The sequence below is a fragment of the Neptuniibacter sp. 1_MG-2023 genome (genome assembly GCF_030547185.1).
Classification (GTDB): domain Bacteria; phylum Pseudomonadota; class Gammaproteobacteria; order Pseudomonadales; family Balneatricaceae; genus Neptuniibacter.
Genome location: NZ_JAUOQR010000002.1, coordinates 82589 through 96492, shown reverse-complemented (window position 1 = coordinate 96492; position 13904 = coordinate 82589). Strand labels below are relative to the sequence as shown.

Annotated in this window: 15 protein-coding genes; all 15 read right to left on the bottom strand. The window is 43.1% G+C overall.

Features of this window, described 5'->3' with window-relative positions; genetic code table 11:
• Positions 1 to 24 precede the first annotated feature (24 nt).
• Complete coding sequence (gene dnaB, locus Q4492_RS03175) at positions 25 to 1419, bottom strand: replicative DNA helicase (RefSeq protein ID WP_303415812.1); 1395 nt, start codon at positions 1417 to 1419, stop codon at positions 25 to 27.
• Positions 1420 to 1510: 91 nt separating this feature from the next.
• On the bottom strand, positions 1511 to 1957 hold the full coding sequence (gene rplI, locus Q4492_RS03170; RefSeq protein WP_303415811.1) for a 50S ribosomal protein L9: 447 nt from the start codon (positions 1955 to 1957) through the stop codon (positions 1511 to 1513).
• A gap of 36 nt (positions 1958 to 1993) precedes the next feature.
• Positions 1994 to 2845: a hypothetical protein gene (locus Q4492_RS03165; protein ID WP_303415810.1), complete on the bottom strand. Its 852-nt coding sequence runs from the start codon at positions 2843 to 2845 to the stop codon at positions 1994 to 1996.
• Positions 2846 to 2861: 16 nt separating this feature from the next.
• Complete coding sequence (gene rpsR / locus Q4492_RS03160) at positions 2862 to 3089, bottom strand: 30S ribosomal protein S18 (protein ID WP_067865336.1); 228 nt, start codon at positions 3087 to 3089, stop codon at positions 2862 to 2864.
• Positions 3090 to 3112: 23 nt separating this feature from the next.
• Entirely contained in the window at positions 3113 to 3550 is a 438-nt protein-coding gene (rpsF, locus tag Q4492_RS03155) for a 30S ribosomal protein S6 (protein ID WP_303415809.1), read from the bottom strand.
• Between the two features lie 204 nt (positions 3551 to 3754).
• Positions 3755 to 5398, bottom strand: coding sequence for a cache domain-containing protein (locus Q4492_RS03150; RefSeq protein ID WP_303415808.1), 1644 nt, complete (start codon positions 5396 to 5398; stop codon positions 3755 to 3757).
• 195 nt (positions 5399 to 5593) lie between these two features.
• A complete protein-coding gene (locus Q4492_RS03145) occupies positions 5594 to 6010 on the bottom strand; it encodes an OsmC family protein (RefSeq protein WP_303415807.1) in 417 nt (138 codons plus the stop codon).
• Between the two features lie 12 nt (positions 6011 to 6022).
• Positions 6023 to 6832, bottom strand: coding sequence for an indole-3-glycerol phosphate synthase TrpC (gene trpC, locus Q4492_RS03140; protein ID WP_303415806.1), 810 nt, complete (start codon positions 6830 to 6832; stop codon positions 6023 to 6025).
• A 3-nt stretch (positions 6833 to 6835) separates the two neighbouring features.
• Entirely contained in the window at positions 6836 to 7858 is a 1023-nt protein-coding gene (trpD, locus tag Q4492_RS03135; protein WP_303415805.1) for an anthranilate phosphoribosyltransferase, read from the bottom strand.
• A 23-nt stretch (positions 7859 to 7881) separates the two neighbouring features.
• Positions 7882 to 8466, bottom strand: coding sequence for an aminodeoxychorismate/anthranilate synthase component II (locus tag Q4492_RS03130; protein ID WP_303415804.1), 585 nt, complete (start codon positions 8464 to 8466; stop codon positions 7882 to 7884).
• 252 nt (positions 8467 to 8718) lie between these two features.
• Entirely contained in the window at positions 8719 to 10023 is a 1305-nt protein-coding gene (locus tag Q4492_RS03125) for a sulfotransferase (protein WP_303415803.1), read from the bottom strand.
• A gap of 56 nt (positions 10024 to 10079) precedes the next feature.
• The gene (locus Q4492_RS03120) at positions 10080 to 11591 is read right to left on the bottom strand and encodes an efflux transporter outer membrane subunit (RefSeq protein WP_303415802.1); all 1512 of its coding nucleotides are present in this window, start codon (positions 11589 to 11591) and stop codon (positions 10080 to 10082) included.
• A gap of 64 nt (positions 11592 to 11655) precedes the next feature.
• Positions 11656 to 12528 (bottom strand): PHB depolymerase family esterase, encoded by an 873-nt coding sequence (locus tag Q4492_RS03115; RefSeq protein WP_303415801.1) that lies wholly within the window; start codon positions 12526 to 12528, stop codon positions 11656 to 11658.
• A gap of 8 nt (positions 12529 to 12536) precedes the next feature.
• Positions 12537 to 12956 (bottom strand): hypothetical protein, encoded by a 420-nt coding sequence (locus Q4492_RS03110; RefSeq protein WP_067865308.1) that lies wholly within the window; start codon positions 12954 to 12956, stop codon positions 12537 to 12539.
• 25 nt (positions 12957 to 12981) lie between these two features.
• Positions 12982 to 13890 carry a sulfotransferase gene (locus tag Q4492_RS03105; RefSeq protein ID WP_303415799.1) on the bottom strand — a complete coding sequence of 303 codons (909 nt, stop codon included), beginning with the start codon at positions 13888 to 13890 and terminating at the stop codon, positions 12982 to 12984.
• Between the last annotated feature and the right edge of the window lie 14 nt (positions 13891 to 13904).

Sequence of the window (13904 nt, the reverse complement as noted above, 5' to 3'; positions counted from 1 at the left end):
ACACACTGACCTATTACGGCGATGTTAGTCGTCCATACCGGCATACTGCGCATAAACATCAGGCGCCAGATTTTCAAACTTCGTATATTTACCAATAAAGGCTAGTCTTGATGTGCCAATCGGACCATTACGTTGCTTACCGATAATAATTTCAGCGATTCCTTTATGCTCTGAATCCTCGTTATAAACCTCATCACGATAGATAAACATAATGACATCCGCATCCTGCTCTATCGCACCTGACTCACGTAAGTCCGAGTTTACAGGACGCTTATTGGGCCGCTGCTCAAGTGAGCGGTTTAGCTGGGATAGAGCCACAACAGGGCACTCTAACTCTTTGGCTAACGCCTTTAATGACCGGGATATCTCAGATATCTCTTGCGTACGACTCTCTATATTCTTGGTTTTCATCTGCATCAATTGCAGATAATCGATCATAATCAGTGAAAGCTCCCCATGTTCACGCACTATACGGCGTGCACGAGTTCTCATCTCATTAGGGCTGATACCGGCCTGATCGTCAATAAACAACGGCTTATCACGCATCATATTGACGGCGGTTGTTAGCTTAGGCCAATCCTCTTCTTCCAAGGTCCCCGTACGTACACGGGTTTGATCTATTCGACCTAATGAAGACAACATACGCGTCACTAGCTGATCCGCCGGCATCTCAAGACTAAACACTAATACTGGCTTATTCGAAGCCATCAAAGCATTTTCAACCAAGTTCATAGCAAACGTGGTTTTACCCATAGATGGACGCGCCGCTACAATAATCAGATCTGACGGCTGCATACCTGCCGTCTTCGCATCAAGATCATCAAAGCCAGTCGTCACCCCAGTAAGGTCACCATCGCTGTTAAACAGTGTATCTATGCGATCAACAGCTTTTTTAAGTAGAGTGTTTACATTTTCAGGGCCACCCTGATTAGGGCGATTTTCAGCGATACGGAAAATTTTCTGTTCCGCCTCATTGAGAATCTCTTCCGAGCTTCTTCCCTCAGGGTGAAAAGCTTGGTCAGCAATTTCATTAGCGGCCGAGATCATCTGGCGTAATAATGCACGGTCCCGAACAATTTCAGAATAAGCCCGTATATTGGAAGCACTCGGTGTGTTTTTAGCCAGCTCAATTAGATAATCCAAACCACCGGCACTTTCCAGCTCAGCAGTGCGATCTAATTCTTCAGACAGGGTAACAACATCGATAGGATTACCATCGTTCACCAGCTTTTGCATAGTACGATAGATCTGGCGGTGCTCCTGACGATAAAAATTATCCTCCAGCACTACCTCTGAAACCGTATCCCATGCGTTATTATCCAGCATAAGGCCGCCCAAAACAGATTGCTCTGCTTCCATTGAATGGGGGGGGACTTTAATCTTTGCTAGATCTTCGTCTGTAAGTTGACTCATTTCCATAATTTAACAACGGCCTAAAAACAAAAAAGCACTGCAGGGTTAACCATGCAGTGCTTTATATTACAGTACAGTTGTACTTAGCTAAAGACGATTACTCGCCAACAACAGCCAAGTTAACAATAGCTGTTACTTCAGCGTGAAGCTGAATAGCGATTTCGTATTCGCCGATAGCGCGTAAAGCACCTTCAGGTAGACGAACTTCACTTTTATCTACTTCTGCGCCTGCAGCGATAATAGCATCAGCAATATCACGTGTACCGATAGAACCGAACAACTTACCTTCATCACCACACTTAGAAGCGATAGTAACTTGCAGCGCGTTCAGTGCTTCAGCACGCGCTGTAGCAGCCGCTAATTTTTCTGCAGCAGCCGCTTCTAATTCAGCACGACGCTCTTCAAATTTAGCAACGTTAGCTGTAGTTGCAGGAACAGCTTTGCCCTGCGGTACTAGGTAGTTGCGACCGAAACCGCTTTTTACGGAAACTTTGTCACCGAGGTTACCTAGCTTACCAATTTTCTCGAGCAGAATAACTTCCATCTCGTAAACCTCTTCTGTTCTGCAAATAAATGCAGTCTAGTTCGTGGCTGGTATGCGTGATCTGATATCGACTAAAGAATCGATAGCAGCCGCAAAAACCAGCAGCGTAATCACATAAGGTCCCATAAAAATAACTGACAGATAAAACACTATCAGCCAAGACCTGCCTAAATCACGTTTAGCCAAACTACCATGCACCAATGCGAAACCCGCAAAGATCCAAGGAAGCAATAACAATGGTAACCAGCGCATAAAGTCTAGATCGAACTGAGCTAAAACTAATAACACTGCCACAAGCACACCCGTATATTTCAGCGGCAGTCTCAATTGATGAAACTCCTGCTGAAAGCCCCCAGGATTATACAACCCTGATTGCCACGAACGCGCCAGTATCAGACACAACAACATCGTTGCTGTATGCACTGATGCCAATCCACCTAACATAAGTAGTTTTAAGCGCTCCTTATCGAGCGTTAAACTCTCGGTCGATTGACTCGCCGACTGCAATAGAAACTGTTCTGTTGCTTCTATTACTTGACCTAAAAGACCGTCTAACACTGTTTCCAATGCTAAACCAACAACAGCACCAACAGGAAGCGCTAACATAAGCACTTGCGGCCAGCTTGTTGTTGTTCTTAATGCGATAGCAAGAAGAAAAACTCCTAGTATCACCGTCAGTGGTGTCGGATCTCCACTGTATGCCCAAGCTCCGGCAGGCAAAAAAGCCCAAACCAGAACTCCGGCTCCATCTTTTGGTCCCTGTCTTAAAGTAACCAAAGCGATGACTGCTGCACTTGCCCAATAGAGCAGTGGTAGCAAGGCGGCAATAACTGCCACTAAAGCCGCTTGTTTACGGCCCTTCATGACCAATTCGGCCAAGGCTCGCATGCGACTCTCCTACCTCTTACTGATGACTATCAGTGTAAGGCAGTAACGCAACAAAACGTGCGCGCTTAATAGCAGTTGCCAACTGACGCTGGTAACGAGCTTTAGTACCTGTGATGCGGCTAGGTACGATCTTACCAGTTTCGGTTACATAACCTTTTAATGTGTCCAGATCTTTATAATCGATCTCTTGAACACCTTCAGCCGTAAAACGGCAGAATTTACGACGGCGGAAAAAACGAGCCATTGTATCTCTCCTCAGAAATTAAATTACTCAGCTGCTTCTTCAGATGCTTCAGCTTCAACAGCAGGTGCTGGTGCCGGAGCAGCTTCTTCAGCTGGCTTTTCAGCTGGTTTTTCTTCACGACGAGGCTTACGCTCTTCGCGAGATTCTGCAGCTTTGATTGGAGAGATCTCAGTGATCGCTTCTTTACGACGGATAATCATGTTACGCAGAACTGCATCGTTGTAACGGAATAGATTTTCCAGCTCGTCTAGTGTTTCCTGATTACATTCGATGTTCATCAGGATGTAGTGTGCTTTGTGAGCATTGTTGATTGGGTAAGCCAACTGACGACGACCCCAATCTTCTAGACGATGAATTGTGCCTTCTGCACCTTCAATAAGAGAGGTGTAACGCTCAACCATCGCAGAAACCTGCTCACTCTGATTCGGATGAACCAGAAATACGATTTCATAATGACGCATTTTAGCTCCTTTCGGGTTAATAGCCCCCGGAACACACCATGTGGACCGGCAGCAAGGAGATTGGAAATAGTTCTCCAAAGGACGCGTAATATTACGCACCTCGAAAGCCTTATGCAAGCACTAGATTAAGGGAAATGAATCTACTGAATATCGCCCCCTTTTATTACCCTAAAAACAGAATAAAAAGATCGCGGATCAGACGAATTACCTGTGTGGATGCATAGAGATATAAGCACCCAATTTCTCACCATTTTTATCAAATATAGCTTTACCACTAATCAATAAATGCTTGCGGACACCTAAAGCTGATTCAATGATTACTTCCTCTTGGCTAATAATCTCTTCCGCTAAAGCCCTATAAATAGGCCATTCATCTTTTGACAATAAAGTTTTACCGTCAGCAGCAAACAACTTAAAAGGTACATCATCAAACCGTTCTAACCTTTCATCCTCTGACAAACCTCTCAAGCGCATTACGACTCTACTTGAATAGATCAGTTTTCCATCAACATCACACACAACCACACCATCATCAATGGCAGCCAACACAGCCTCCATAAAATGCCCTTGCTGTGACAACTGTTTCGTTAATTGATGGTTTTTCTCTTGGTTATCTTTCAGAAACGCAATCATATTTGAGAAAGCGGTAGTCGTTTCCTCAATATCACTAAACATACTATTGGGCTTGTCTATATCAACTTGCAACTCACCATTTCTTACCGCATTAACACTTTTCTGTAGGGATAGAATCGGTCTGGACAGCGAGCGAGCAAACATCACCCCTATAATGACACTGACTAATGTAATAGCTAAGGCTAGCAATATATTGAGTTTTCGGTTTTCTTTTATCTCAGTTAAAAAATCATCCTCTGGTACATAGATACCCAGCAACCAAGGCCAATTATCCGAGAACGGTGTAAACACTGCCTGATATACCTTGTCATCATGCTCAAAACTTGTATTCATAGCCGTATTTAAAACATACCATCCCGGCTGTTTTCCTAACGACTTGACCGCTGCACGCGCTGCATCACTTTTTACCTCATCTATATGTATGAGCCGTCTCACACCCGAATGAGGATCCTCTATATAAAGCTGCCCATTACGCCGATGCGCAATCACATCACCATTATTATTTAAGATTAATGCCGACGCATGCTCACTTAACTCTAGGAAGCCTAAAAAGTCGGATAGAGAAGAAAGGTCTATATCAACACCCACGACGCCGAGCACATCGCCACTTTTTGCAATAACGGGACTCGCTACTGTAATTCCAGGGGTATTCGACGTAAAAAAGAGATAAGGGTCTGTCCAAATTTGATGCTCCTCAGCAATCGCCTTCCTAAACCAAGGGCGGGTACGAGGGTCGTAAAGATCACTAGGATCTACCTCTTCTTTTATTAAACGGTGATCATCCCCAAACCAGCGATTTGAAACTAAACGCCCTTGAGGGCCTTCCAGCACCCTCTTAATCTGGTATGCAGCCTCACCTGTAGAACGACGAACAAAATGGAAACCACCCTCTAAATTACCATAGTAAATACCAGCGATATGGGGGTGTAAAATCAACTGATCAAAGAAATATTGCTCCATTTCATCTGGCTTTTCAGAACTAACAACCTGATGATGAGCCAGACGCCCAGTCAAGCTAACCGCTGAACGGGCAGGGGCTAAAAACTCTTCTGATCGATCAATCACTTCTCGAGAGAGGTTTCTCATCAGTTGCTGGGCATGTCCGATTAGAACTTGTTCAGTGCTTAAGTATGAGGAGGCTAAAATAACGCAAACAGTGATCACTTGTAGTGCAACAATCCCTAGTGCCAATGCTTTTGATATTGATAAGCGCATCTATTCCATCATCCTTATTCTTTAATCTCTATCATAAAACCCACAAAATACTGAAAAAACACACAATAAAATCAATAAGTAAGCAGTAACTAATTGCCGTACACTATATCTTATATTTAATTTTACTCCAGCTTTAAACAAAAAAACGAGCACCTTTGGAAGCGCCCGTTATCCATCATGCAACAAAACCGTTCATCACTCTGTTACTTCAACAATTTCAAAACTGTGGGTTATCTCAACCCCACCCTTTTCCAGCATAATAGAAGCTGAGCAGTACTGTTCAGCGGACAAACTTACGGCACGCTCTACTTTTTTAGCATTGAGGCCACGTCCACTCACCACAAATTTAACATGAATCTTGGTAAATACAGAGGGAACCGTTTCAGCCCTTTCTGCCTCAATTTCAGCCACACAATCAATAACGTCTTGGCGTGTTTTCTTCAATATGCCAACAACATCATAGCTAGTACAACCACCTAACCCCAATAGAATCAATTCCATAGGGCGAGGTCCTTGCTGAAGCTCACCATCAATCATTACATCAAAACCGGAACCCGTTGTACCTTTAAAACGTACATCACCATCCCACTTAACCTTGGCGCTCATACTCATTCAGCCGCTACCTTATACAAACAATTCTTTAAGCTTTTGACCTGGGTTTTCAGCACGCATAAATGCCTCCCCCACGAGAAAAGCATGTACATTATGCTCACGCATGGCGTGTACATCGTCAATGCAATGAATACCACTTTCAGTAACGACGATTCTATCATCAGGAATAGCATCTAAAAGATCATAGGTATTATTCAACGTCACTTCAAAAGTATGCAAATTACGATTATTGATACCAATCAATCGAGTATTTAAAGGCAATACTCTGTGCAACTCCTCTTCACCATGAACCTCAATAAGGACATCCATACCTAATTCATGCGCCAACCCATTGAGATCAGCTATCTGTTGATCGTTCAATGCAGCCGCAATCAATAAAATACAATCGGCGCCTATAGCTCTTGCTTCATAAACTTGGTATGGATCTACAATGAAATCCTTACGGATAACAGGCAATGAACACGCAGCTCTAGCTTGCATTAAATAGTCTTCACAACCATGAAAATAGTCTTTATCTGTTAAGACGGATAAACAACTCGCTCCGCCAATTTCATAAGACGCGGCAATCTCCGATGGCACGAAAGGATCACGTAACAGACCTTTAGAGGGACTATGTTTTTTAGCTTCCGCAATAACCGCTGAACGACCAGCAGCAATACTCTTTGCCATACTGTCGGCAAAACCTCGAGGATCAAAGTCAGAACCTTTTTGATCCGCAATTTTACTTTGCAAATCGCTAATGGAAACCTTAGGCTGGCGCTCCGCCACCTCTTCGACTTTACGAGCCAGAATTTTCTTTAAAACTGTTGGAGTATCAGACATCAGTTATCCCTTAAATGCTTGGCTAAAATCGGCCAACTCTTTAACTTTAGCAGCAGCACCACCATTTAAAATAGCCTGCTTAGCCATAGCAACGCCCGCTTTAAGATCTGGCGCCTGTTCCGCAACGTAGAGTGCTGCACCTGCATTAAGGGAGATCATATCAATGGCTTTCTCATTCTGACCACTAAAGGCAGATTGAATTAATGCTAAGCTTTCCGTCGAATTAGCCACTTGCAGGCCATCAAGGGATTGGATATTTAAACCTGCATCTTCCGCTGTAATTATATATTCTGAAATTTCACCATCTTTCAGCTCAGCGACAAAAGTGTCACCTGCCAAGCTAATTTCATCTAAACCTTCCGCGGCATGAACAACCATGGCGTGTACAGCACCTAAAGATTTCAACGCCTCAACCATCGGTTTACATAACGTTTTATCAAATACACCGAGCAAATAATGTTTTACGCCCGCGGGATTTGTGAGTGGCCCCACGATGTTAAACAACGTGCGCAATCCCATCTCTTTACGAGGCCCAACTGCATATTTCATCGCGGTGTGGTGCTGCGGGGCAAACATAAAACCAAGTCCAATCTGCTCAATACACTGTGCAATCTGCTCTGGATTTAGCTCTAAATTAATACCTGCCGTTTCTAATAGATCAGCAGAGCCTGTATTAGAAGAAACCGAACGGTTACCGTGTTTAGCTACAGTTCCACCAGCAGCTGCCACAACAAAAGAACAGGCACTTGAAACATTAAAAAGGTTGGCACTGTCACCACCGGTTCCAACAATATCTACAGCATTGGGCATTGATATAGAAACAGGGACCATTAATTCACGCATTACATTGGCTGCGCCAATAATCTCAGCAACACTTTCGCCTTTCATTCGCAGCGCGATCAATAAACCACCAATTTGTGCATCTGTCGCATTGCCTGTCATGATCTGCTTCATCACTGACTGCATTTCTGATTCTAATAGATTCTGGCGCTCAACAGTTACAGCCAGTGCTTGTTTTATATCCATAGAAGTATCCTTAATAGCACCAGTTATTTAGTTCGTTTTAAAAAGTTAGCCAATAAGTCATGACCCTGATCGGTCAAAATTGATTCTGGGTGAAATTGTACGCCTTCAATATCAAACTCTTTATGACGAACACCCATAATTTCATCCAAATGACCTTCTTCATCTTGGGTCCATGAGGTTACTTCTAAACAATCTGGCAATGTTTTTTGATCAATAACCAAGGAATGATAACGAGTCACCTCGACTGGGTTATTTAATCCTGCAAATACACCATTATCATTATGATAAACAGGTGAAGTTTTTCCATGCATCACTTGCTTAGCGCGCACTATGCTACCGCCAAACGCTTGACCAATACTTTGATGCCCTAAACAAATACCCAAAATAGGTAACTTGCCTTTAAAGTAGTTAATGGCAGCAACCGACACACCTGCTTCATTCGGTGTACAAGGACCTGGTGAGATCACAAGATGGTCAGGGGTCAATGCTTCAATCTCCTCCACCGTAATTTCATCATTACGATAGACTTGGACATCTGCACCCAGCTCACCGAAGTACTGCACTACGTTGTAGGTAAAAGAGTCGTAGTTATCGATCATTAGTAACATAAAATGTCCGTTCCATTCTTGATGTTTTTACCGAAAATGTGCCCTGCGCATACCGGAATAGCATAATAATATCAGGTTGTGATCCTATCATACTTTTCTAAACCCACCCCATAGCTGAGATCCATAGACGAGAAGAAATATTCCGCAGACTAAGTAAACGTCTAACATCTACATTCGGTTTAAAACCGTTTAGATATAAAAAAACGGAGGCGTGAAACACAACCTCCGTTTTGTAAAGCCGCGTTTCAAAAATTAGATATCGTAACCACAACGCTTAGCAACGTCTTTAGTCACATCACCTAAAATTTCTTCAGAATAAAACTGACGCCAACGATCTGCAGCTGTTGGATCAATATTCTGATGTAGATGGAATTTAAGATCGCCACTCATTTTAGATGCTACATCCACCCCATCCGTCATACGCTGATCCTGATCTTTATAAGGATTTAGCATCTCTGGGTTGAACTCCACGCCCAAAAATTCACAAACCCGACGCATCTCAACTTCAGGCTGCTTGACTAAGTTTTCATATTGAACCGCAAGGATTCGATCTGAAGGCACCTGTTCAGCAAATTTCAATGTGTTTTGATGACAAGTGAGCCACGTCATCTCCGCCAAGGCGCGGCTAGAAAACTCACTATCTTTCATCAACGGCATCATGCGCGTCAACTTTGACTCTTCGTATGAACGAATAGTGCCACAAGGGTGACGCTGTAAGTGGATATACTTAGCATTCTCAAAATCGTTTTCTGCATTTTTAAGAATATCTAAATTCACTGCATAGGTGGGTGTTTTATCAACTAATAAACGGTCACCCGCTGCAATTTGTAAAATATTATAAAATGCCTGACAGCTCATGCCATTTTCTTCACAGGCTTTGGAAAATTTTCGTGCTTCCTCACCTGACCAGTTTTTCAACTGCATAAGCGCACGGATAGTGCCTTCCAGGAGGTGACGGTTATGCTCATCATCCAATGCAGCCAAACGCTCTTTCATATCTACATATGACAACAGATGTAACTCTGGCGGCACAAACAGTTCAGGGCAGCCCGCTAACATTATACGCAACAGTGTTGAACCAGAACGTGGAGGAGAGAGAATAAAAACAGCCGGCTTATTCTTCTTACTCGGTACGCTGTGAGGCGCGCAAGGACGAATAATTTTACGAAACTCTTCGACCATTTCAGCAGTGACTGGATCCTCAACAGATTCAATACGCTGAACATTACTCTCTTTTGGCGCTGCGTTTGGTACTGGTGCTTCCGCAACAGGATCAGCATTAAGGCGAGCAAAAACAAAATCAACAACTTGCTGCAAACTTAGATCATCTACGTAGGCGCCATCCTGCATTAACAAAGCCTGGAAACCCAGTTTTTGTTTAAATTCAGATTCAATTGCCACTGCAAACTGTACAAAGTCTATGGAGGCAAAGCCAACATCTTCAACTAGCTTAGATGTTAACGTTACTTCTTCATCCAGGTCGTCATCCCACTCTTCAGTGATGGTGTCTAAAACCTGCATAATCTTAGCTTGGACTTCCGTTTGTTCTATAGGCATCTGAAAAACCTTCAATATTCCATGACCGGATTACAATTTAAATTTTTAACGAATAGTTATGATTCATCTACTACAGCTGATGGTTTTGCCGGCTCTATCTGAATAAGAGGCTTAGCATATTTTTCATCAGCTAACTGGACCCAACCACCGCCCATTGCTTTGTATATATCAACCAAGGTGGTAAAAATACTTTTCTCTGTTGTAGCTAGATTAATCTGAGTAGCATACAAATTACGTTGCGCATCCAGTACTTCCATATAACGGGAGTAGCCTGCATCATGTCTACTGATTGCATATTCAACATAGTCCTCTAATACAACGACATGCCGCTCTTGAATCTTCTGCAAAACTCTTAATTTTTCTAGAGTAACTAAGCCATCATCAACTTCTTTAAGGGCTCGTTGAACAGTATCTTTATACTCAAAAATCAACTGCTGCCTAATCGCTTCAGCCTGCTGTTCATTACCTTCAATTCGACCACCTGTGAAAATGGGGCCTGCAGCACCGAGCGCGGCTTCCCATAACCCAGCAGAGCCATCAAACAGATTGGAGATATTATCACTTGCATACCCAAGTAAGCCCGTCAAAGAAATACTAGGTAAATATGCTGTTTCAGCTATATTAACCTTAGCATTAGCAGATGCTAGCTTCTGTACTGCTTGACGAATATCAGGCCTTCGCACAAGAAGATCCGAAGGCAAACCTGAGGGCAGCTGCAACATAGTTAAAGACTCTATGTTTGCACTACGCTCAATTGGACCTGGATTTTTACCCAACAATAAAGACAATCTATTTTCTTGTAAGAGCGCATCCAGCTCAATGACAGGTATTTGTGAGGCCGCCTGCTGATAGGCAGAACGAACCTGAGCCAGTTCTAATTCAGATATCTGCCCACCTTTAAATTTCTTTTCAAACAGATCAACCGAATCTCTTCGCTCTTCCAAAGTTAATTTAGCTATATGTAACTTTTTATCTATATTAAGTAACTCTATGTATTCCACAGCAACCGCAGACACCAACGACATAATTACAGCCTGCCGATTCTCTTCTGCAGCCATGAGATCTGCCCTAGCGGCTTCGTTTGCTTGAGCCAAACGCCCCCAAAGATCTAATTCCCAACCAATATTCAATCCAACGCTATACTCTTCATTGGTTCGTTCGCCCAAATTAGGAAATGATAAAGGCTGCTCATAACTACGCTGAGATCCACCCGCATTCGCACCATAACCAATTTGAGGGTAAAGATTAGAGCGCTGAATTTTATACCGGCCTGCAACTTCATCAATTCGTGCAGCAGCTAACATCAGGTCATTATTATTCTGAAGAGCGGTTTCAATAAGGCTATTCAATACAGGGTCATTGAACGATTCCCACCATGCCGTATTTGCAAGCTCTACGGATGATTCATAATCCACTCGCCAGCTCTGCTTAATTTCAACCTCGGGTGGCTGAAAAATTTCAACAGAAGAACACCCCGCTAAGCTAAGCAAACAAGCCACAAGTGTTGCCTTTTGGGATACTTTTCGTAAACCGGCTGTATACTGAATTTTTCGTTTAGAAGCTATCACATCCATTGACCTGTGATTTTAAAAATTTAATTGGAGTTCCCGCCGAAGCTTAATCTCCATCCCCTTATTTCTTTACAAACTGGCTAACGAAACTCCAAACAGTTCGATTAGCTTGAATCTTTTCAGGCCAAACATGCCCGCTGTTCTTAATCATTATGAGCTGTACGTTTGCACCTTTAGTGCAGTCATAACTTACCCTTTCATAATTAGCAAACTGCTCTTTCTGAGCGGTGCCACAGTTACGTTCCCTCATCATAATATTGAGTGAATCTTGTACTGATCGGTGTTTAACACCGGCAACACTACGTGAACCTTCCCCCCCTAGAACGGGAACATTATCATCCGTTTCACCATGTATATGCAGCACAGGTACCGCTGTAGCAGATTGGCAATTATCCACAGCTAAAGTGCCTGAAACAGGCACAATAGCTGCTATTTTTTCAGGTATTTCACAGGCTAAGCGGTATGCCATCATGGCTCCATTCGAAAAACCTGTTATATAAATCTTTTTAGGGTCCGCCTGATAATCCGATACAAGATCATCAATCAATTGACTTAGAAAGCCGACATCATCTACAGCCTTTTTAGCCGCGGGTCCGCAACAACGCCCTGCATTCCAAGTTCTACGATTTTTAAAAAAGCGTAAACCTGTACCATTAGGGTATACCGTTAAAAACCCTTCGGTTTCCCCTAAAGCATCTAAGCCTGTTGTGTCTTGAACATGTTCAGCATTGCCTAATCCACCGTGTAACACAATCAGAGCAGGTAACTTGTCAGTGTCATGCATCAAAGGAAAGTGAATTAAGGCCGTACGCTCATCACCACTTATAAGGATTTGATGCTCAACCTCTTCATTACTTGCAAACAACAGCGTTGAAAAGGCAACTGGAAACATAGCCCAAAATAACCGTTTTTTAAGATACTTAGCTATGTTCATTAACTTACCTATTCATCGACCGGCGGATTTTCAATCATCTCTAACGCAAGTTCTTCAATCTCTTTGATCTGCACTAAACGACCTCGCATCTCGTTTGCCATCGCCTCGAACCAACGAATTTCAGACTCTATTTTTTTACGCTCTGAAATAATATCCTCTAAGGGCGCATTCGCAGGAGGCAAACCATTTTCATCAAACAGAAACCGGATACCATCAGCGACTTGTCGATTCGCATTGATATGCTTCACTTGTTTCGCAACAAATGCTTTAATTTTTTTAGATCTGAATTCAGTAATAACCGCTTGGCGTAACGCCTGTTGCTGAGGCGTTAGTTCTGGCGGTTCAGATTTGATACTTTTCGGCTCGGTCGTAACTTGGCCAATACCTTTTCTGCTTCCCGGTTTATTCTTTTCGCTATCCTGGCTCACAGAAGTACCTCAATTATGTTCATACTCATTCGTATCCAAACTCTCTAGCAAGCGCTACAACTTCAGGTCGTAATCTCACACCATCATCTCGCCAAGGCAACTCCGCATCCATTGCTGGAAGTCTTGGTTTATGTGGACGAAACTTAGAACCACGAAGGAAATTAGGGTCATTTCCAAACAAGGCATTAACTGGGCCAAAACAGGCAAACGGAGAAGCTTCTGGATGCATCATATCATCCACCGCCTCTTCATCATCACGTATACCTAGCCAACGGCAAATGCCTGCTAACTCTTCGCGGGGATTCTCCATTATCAATTCACCACGAATACGCATTTGATTTTCAGCAGGCACAATATCCAAAAAATTCAAAATATTGATATTAATATCATGCCATGCAATCTGTGGATCAAGAATGGCTTTGTCCGCCTGAAAATCAATCGCATTAACAAACAGTGCAAAAATTCCATCATTCAATCCCATAACCGATTTACTTTGCGGTATTGGATGCCTTACTAAGTGGATAAACTTAGCATCAGGAAATGCCTCATAAATACGCTTCATACGATCAACAGAGATCGTATAAGCGGGGCTTTTTTCCACGGCGATCAATGGGTCGATTTTATTCACAAGCTCAACAAACACGTCACCCGTCATCATGTTTTCACGGGCGGATGCCCAGTGCTGGGCCATAACAACTGCGTCACGGGTTTGCTCGCCGGCATATATCTCTGCTACAGCACGAAGCAAGCCTTGTCTGCGGTTGTTATCGTCTCCGATATCATCAGATACATTTCGCCAAAGATCCTTAGTCTGCTGAACATTGAACAAATTCAATTCTGGCAAACCGAATGCTTCGGGGTGCTGACCAATCATTGCGTTGATCAGTGATGTATACGATCTCGGTGGTGCTAATAAGAACAGTGGAGCTGCCATATATCACTATCTGA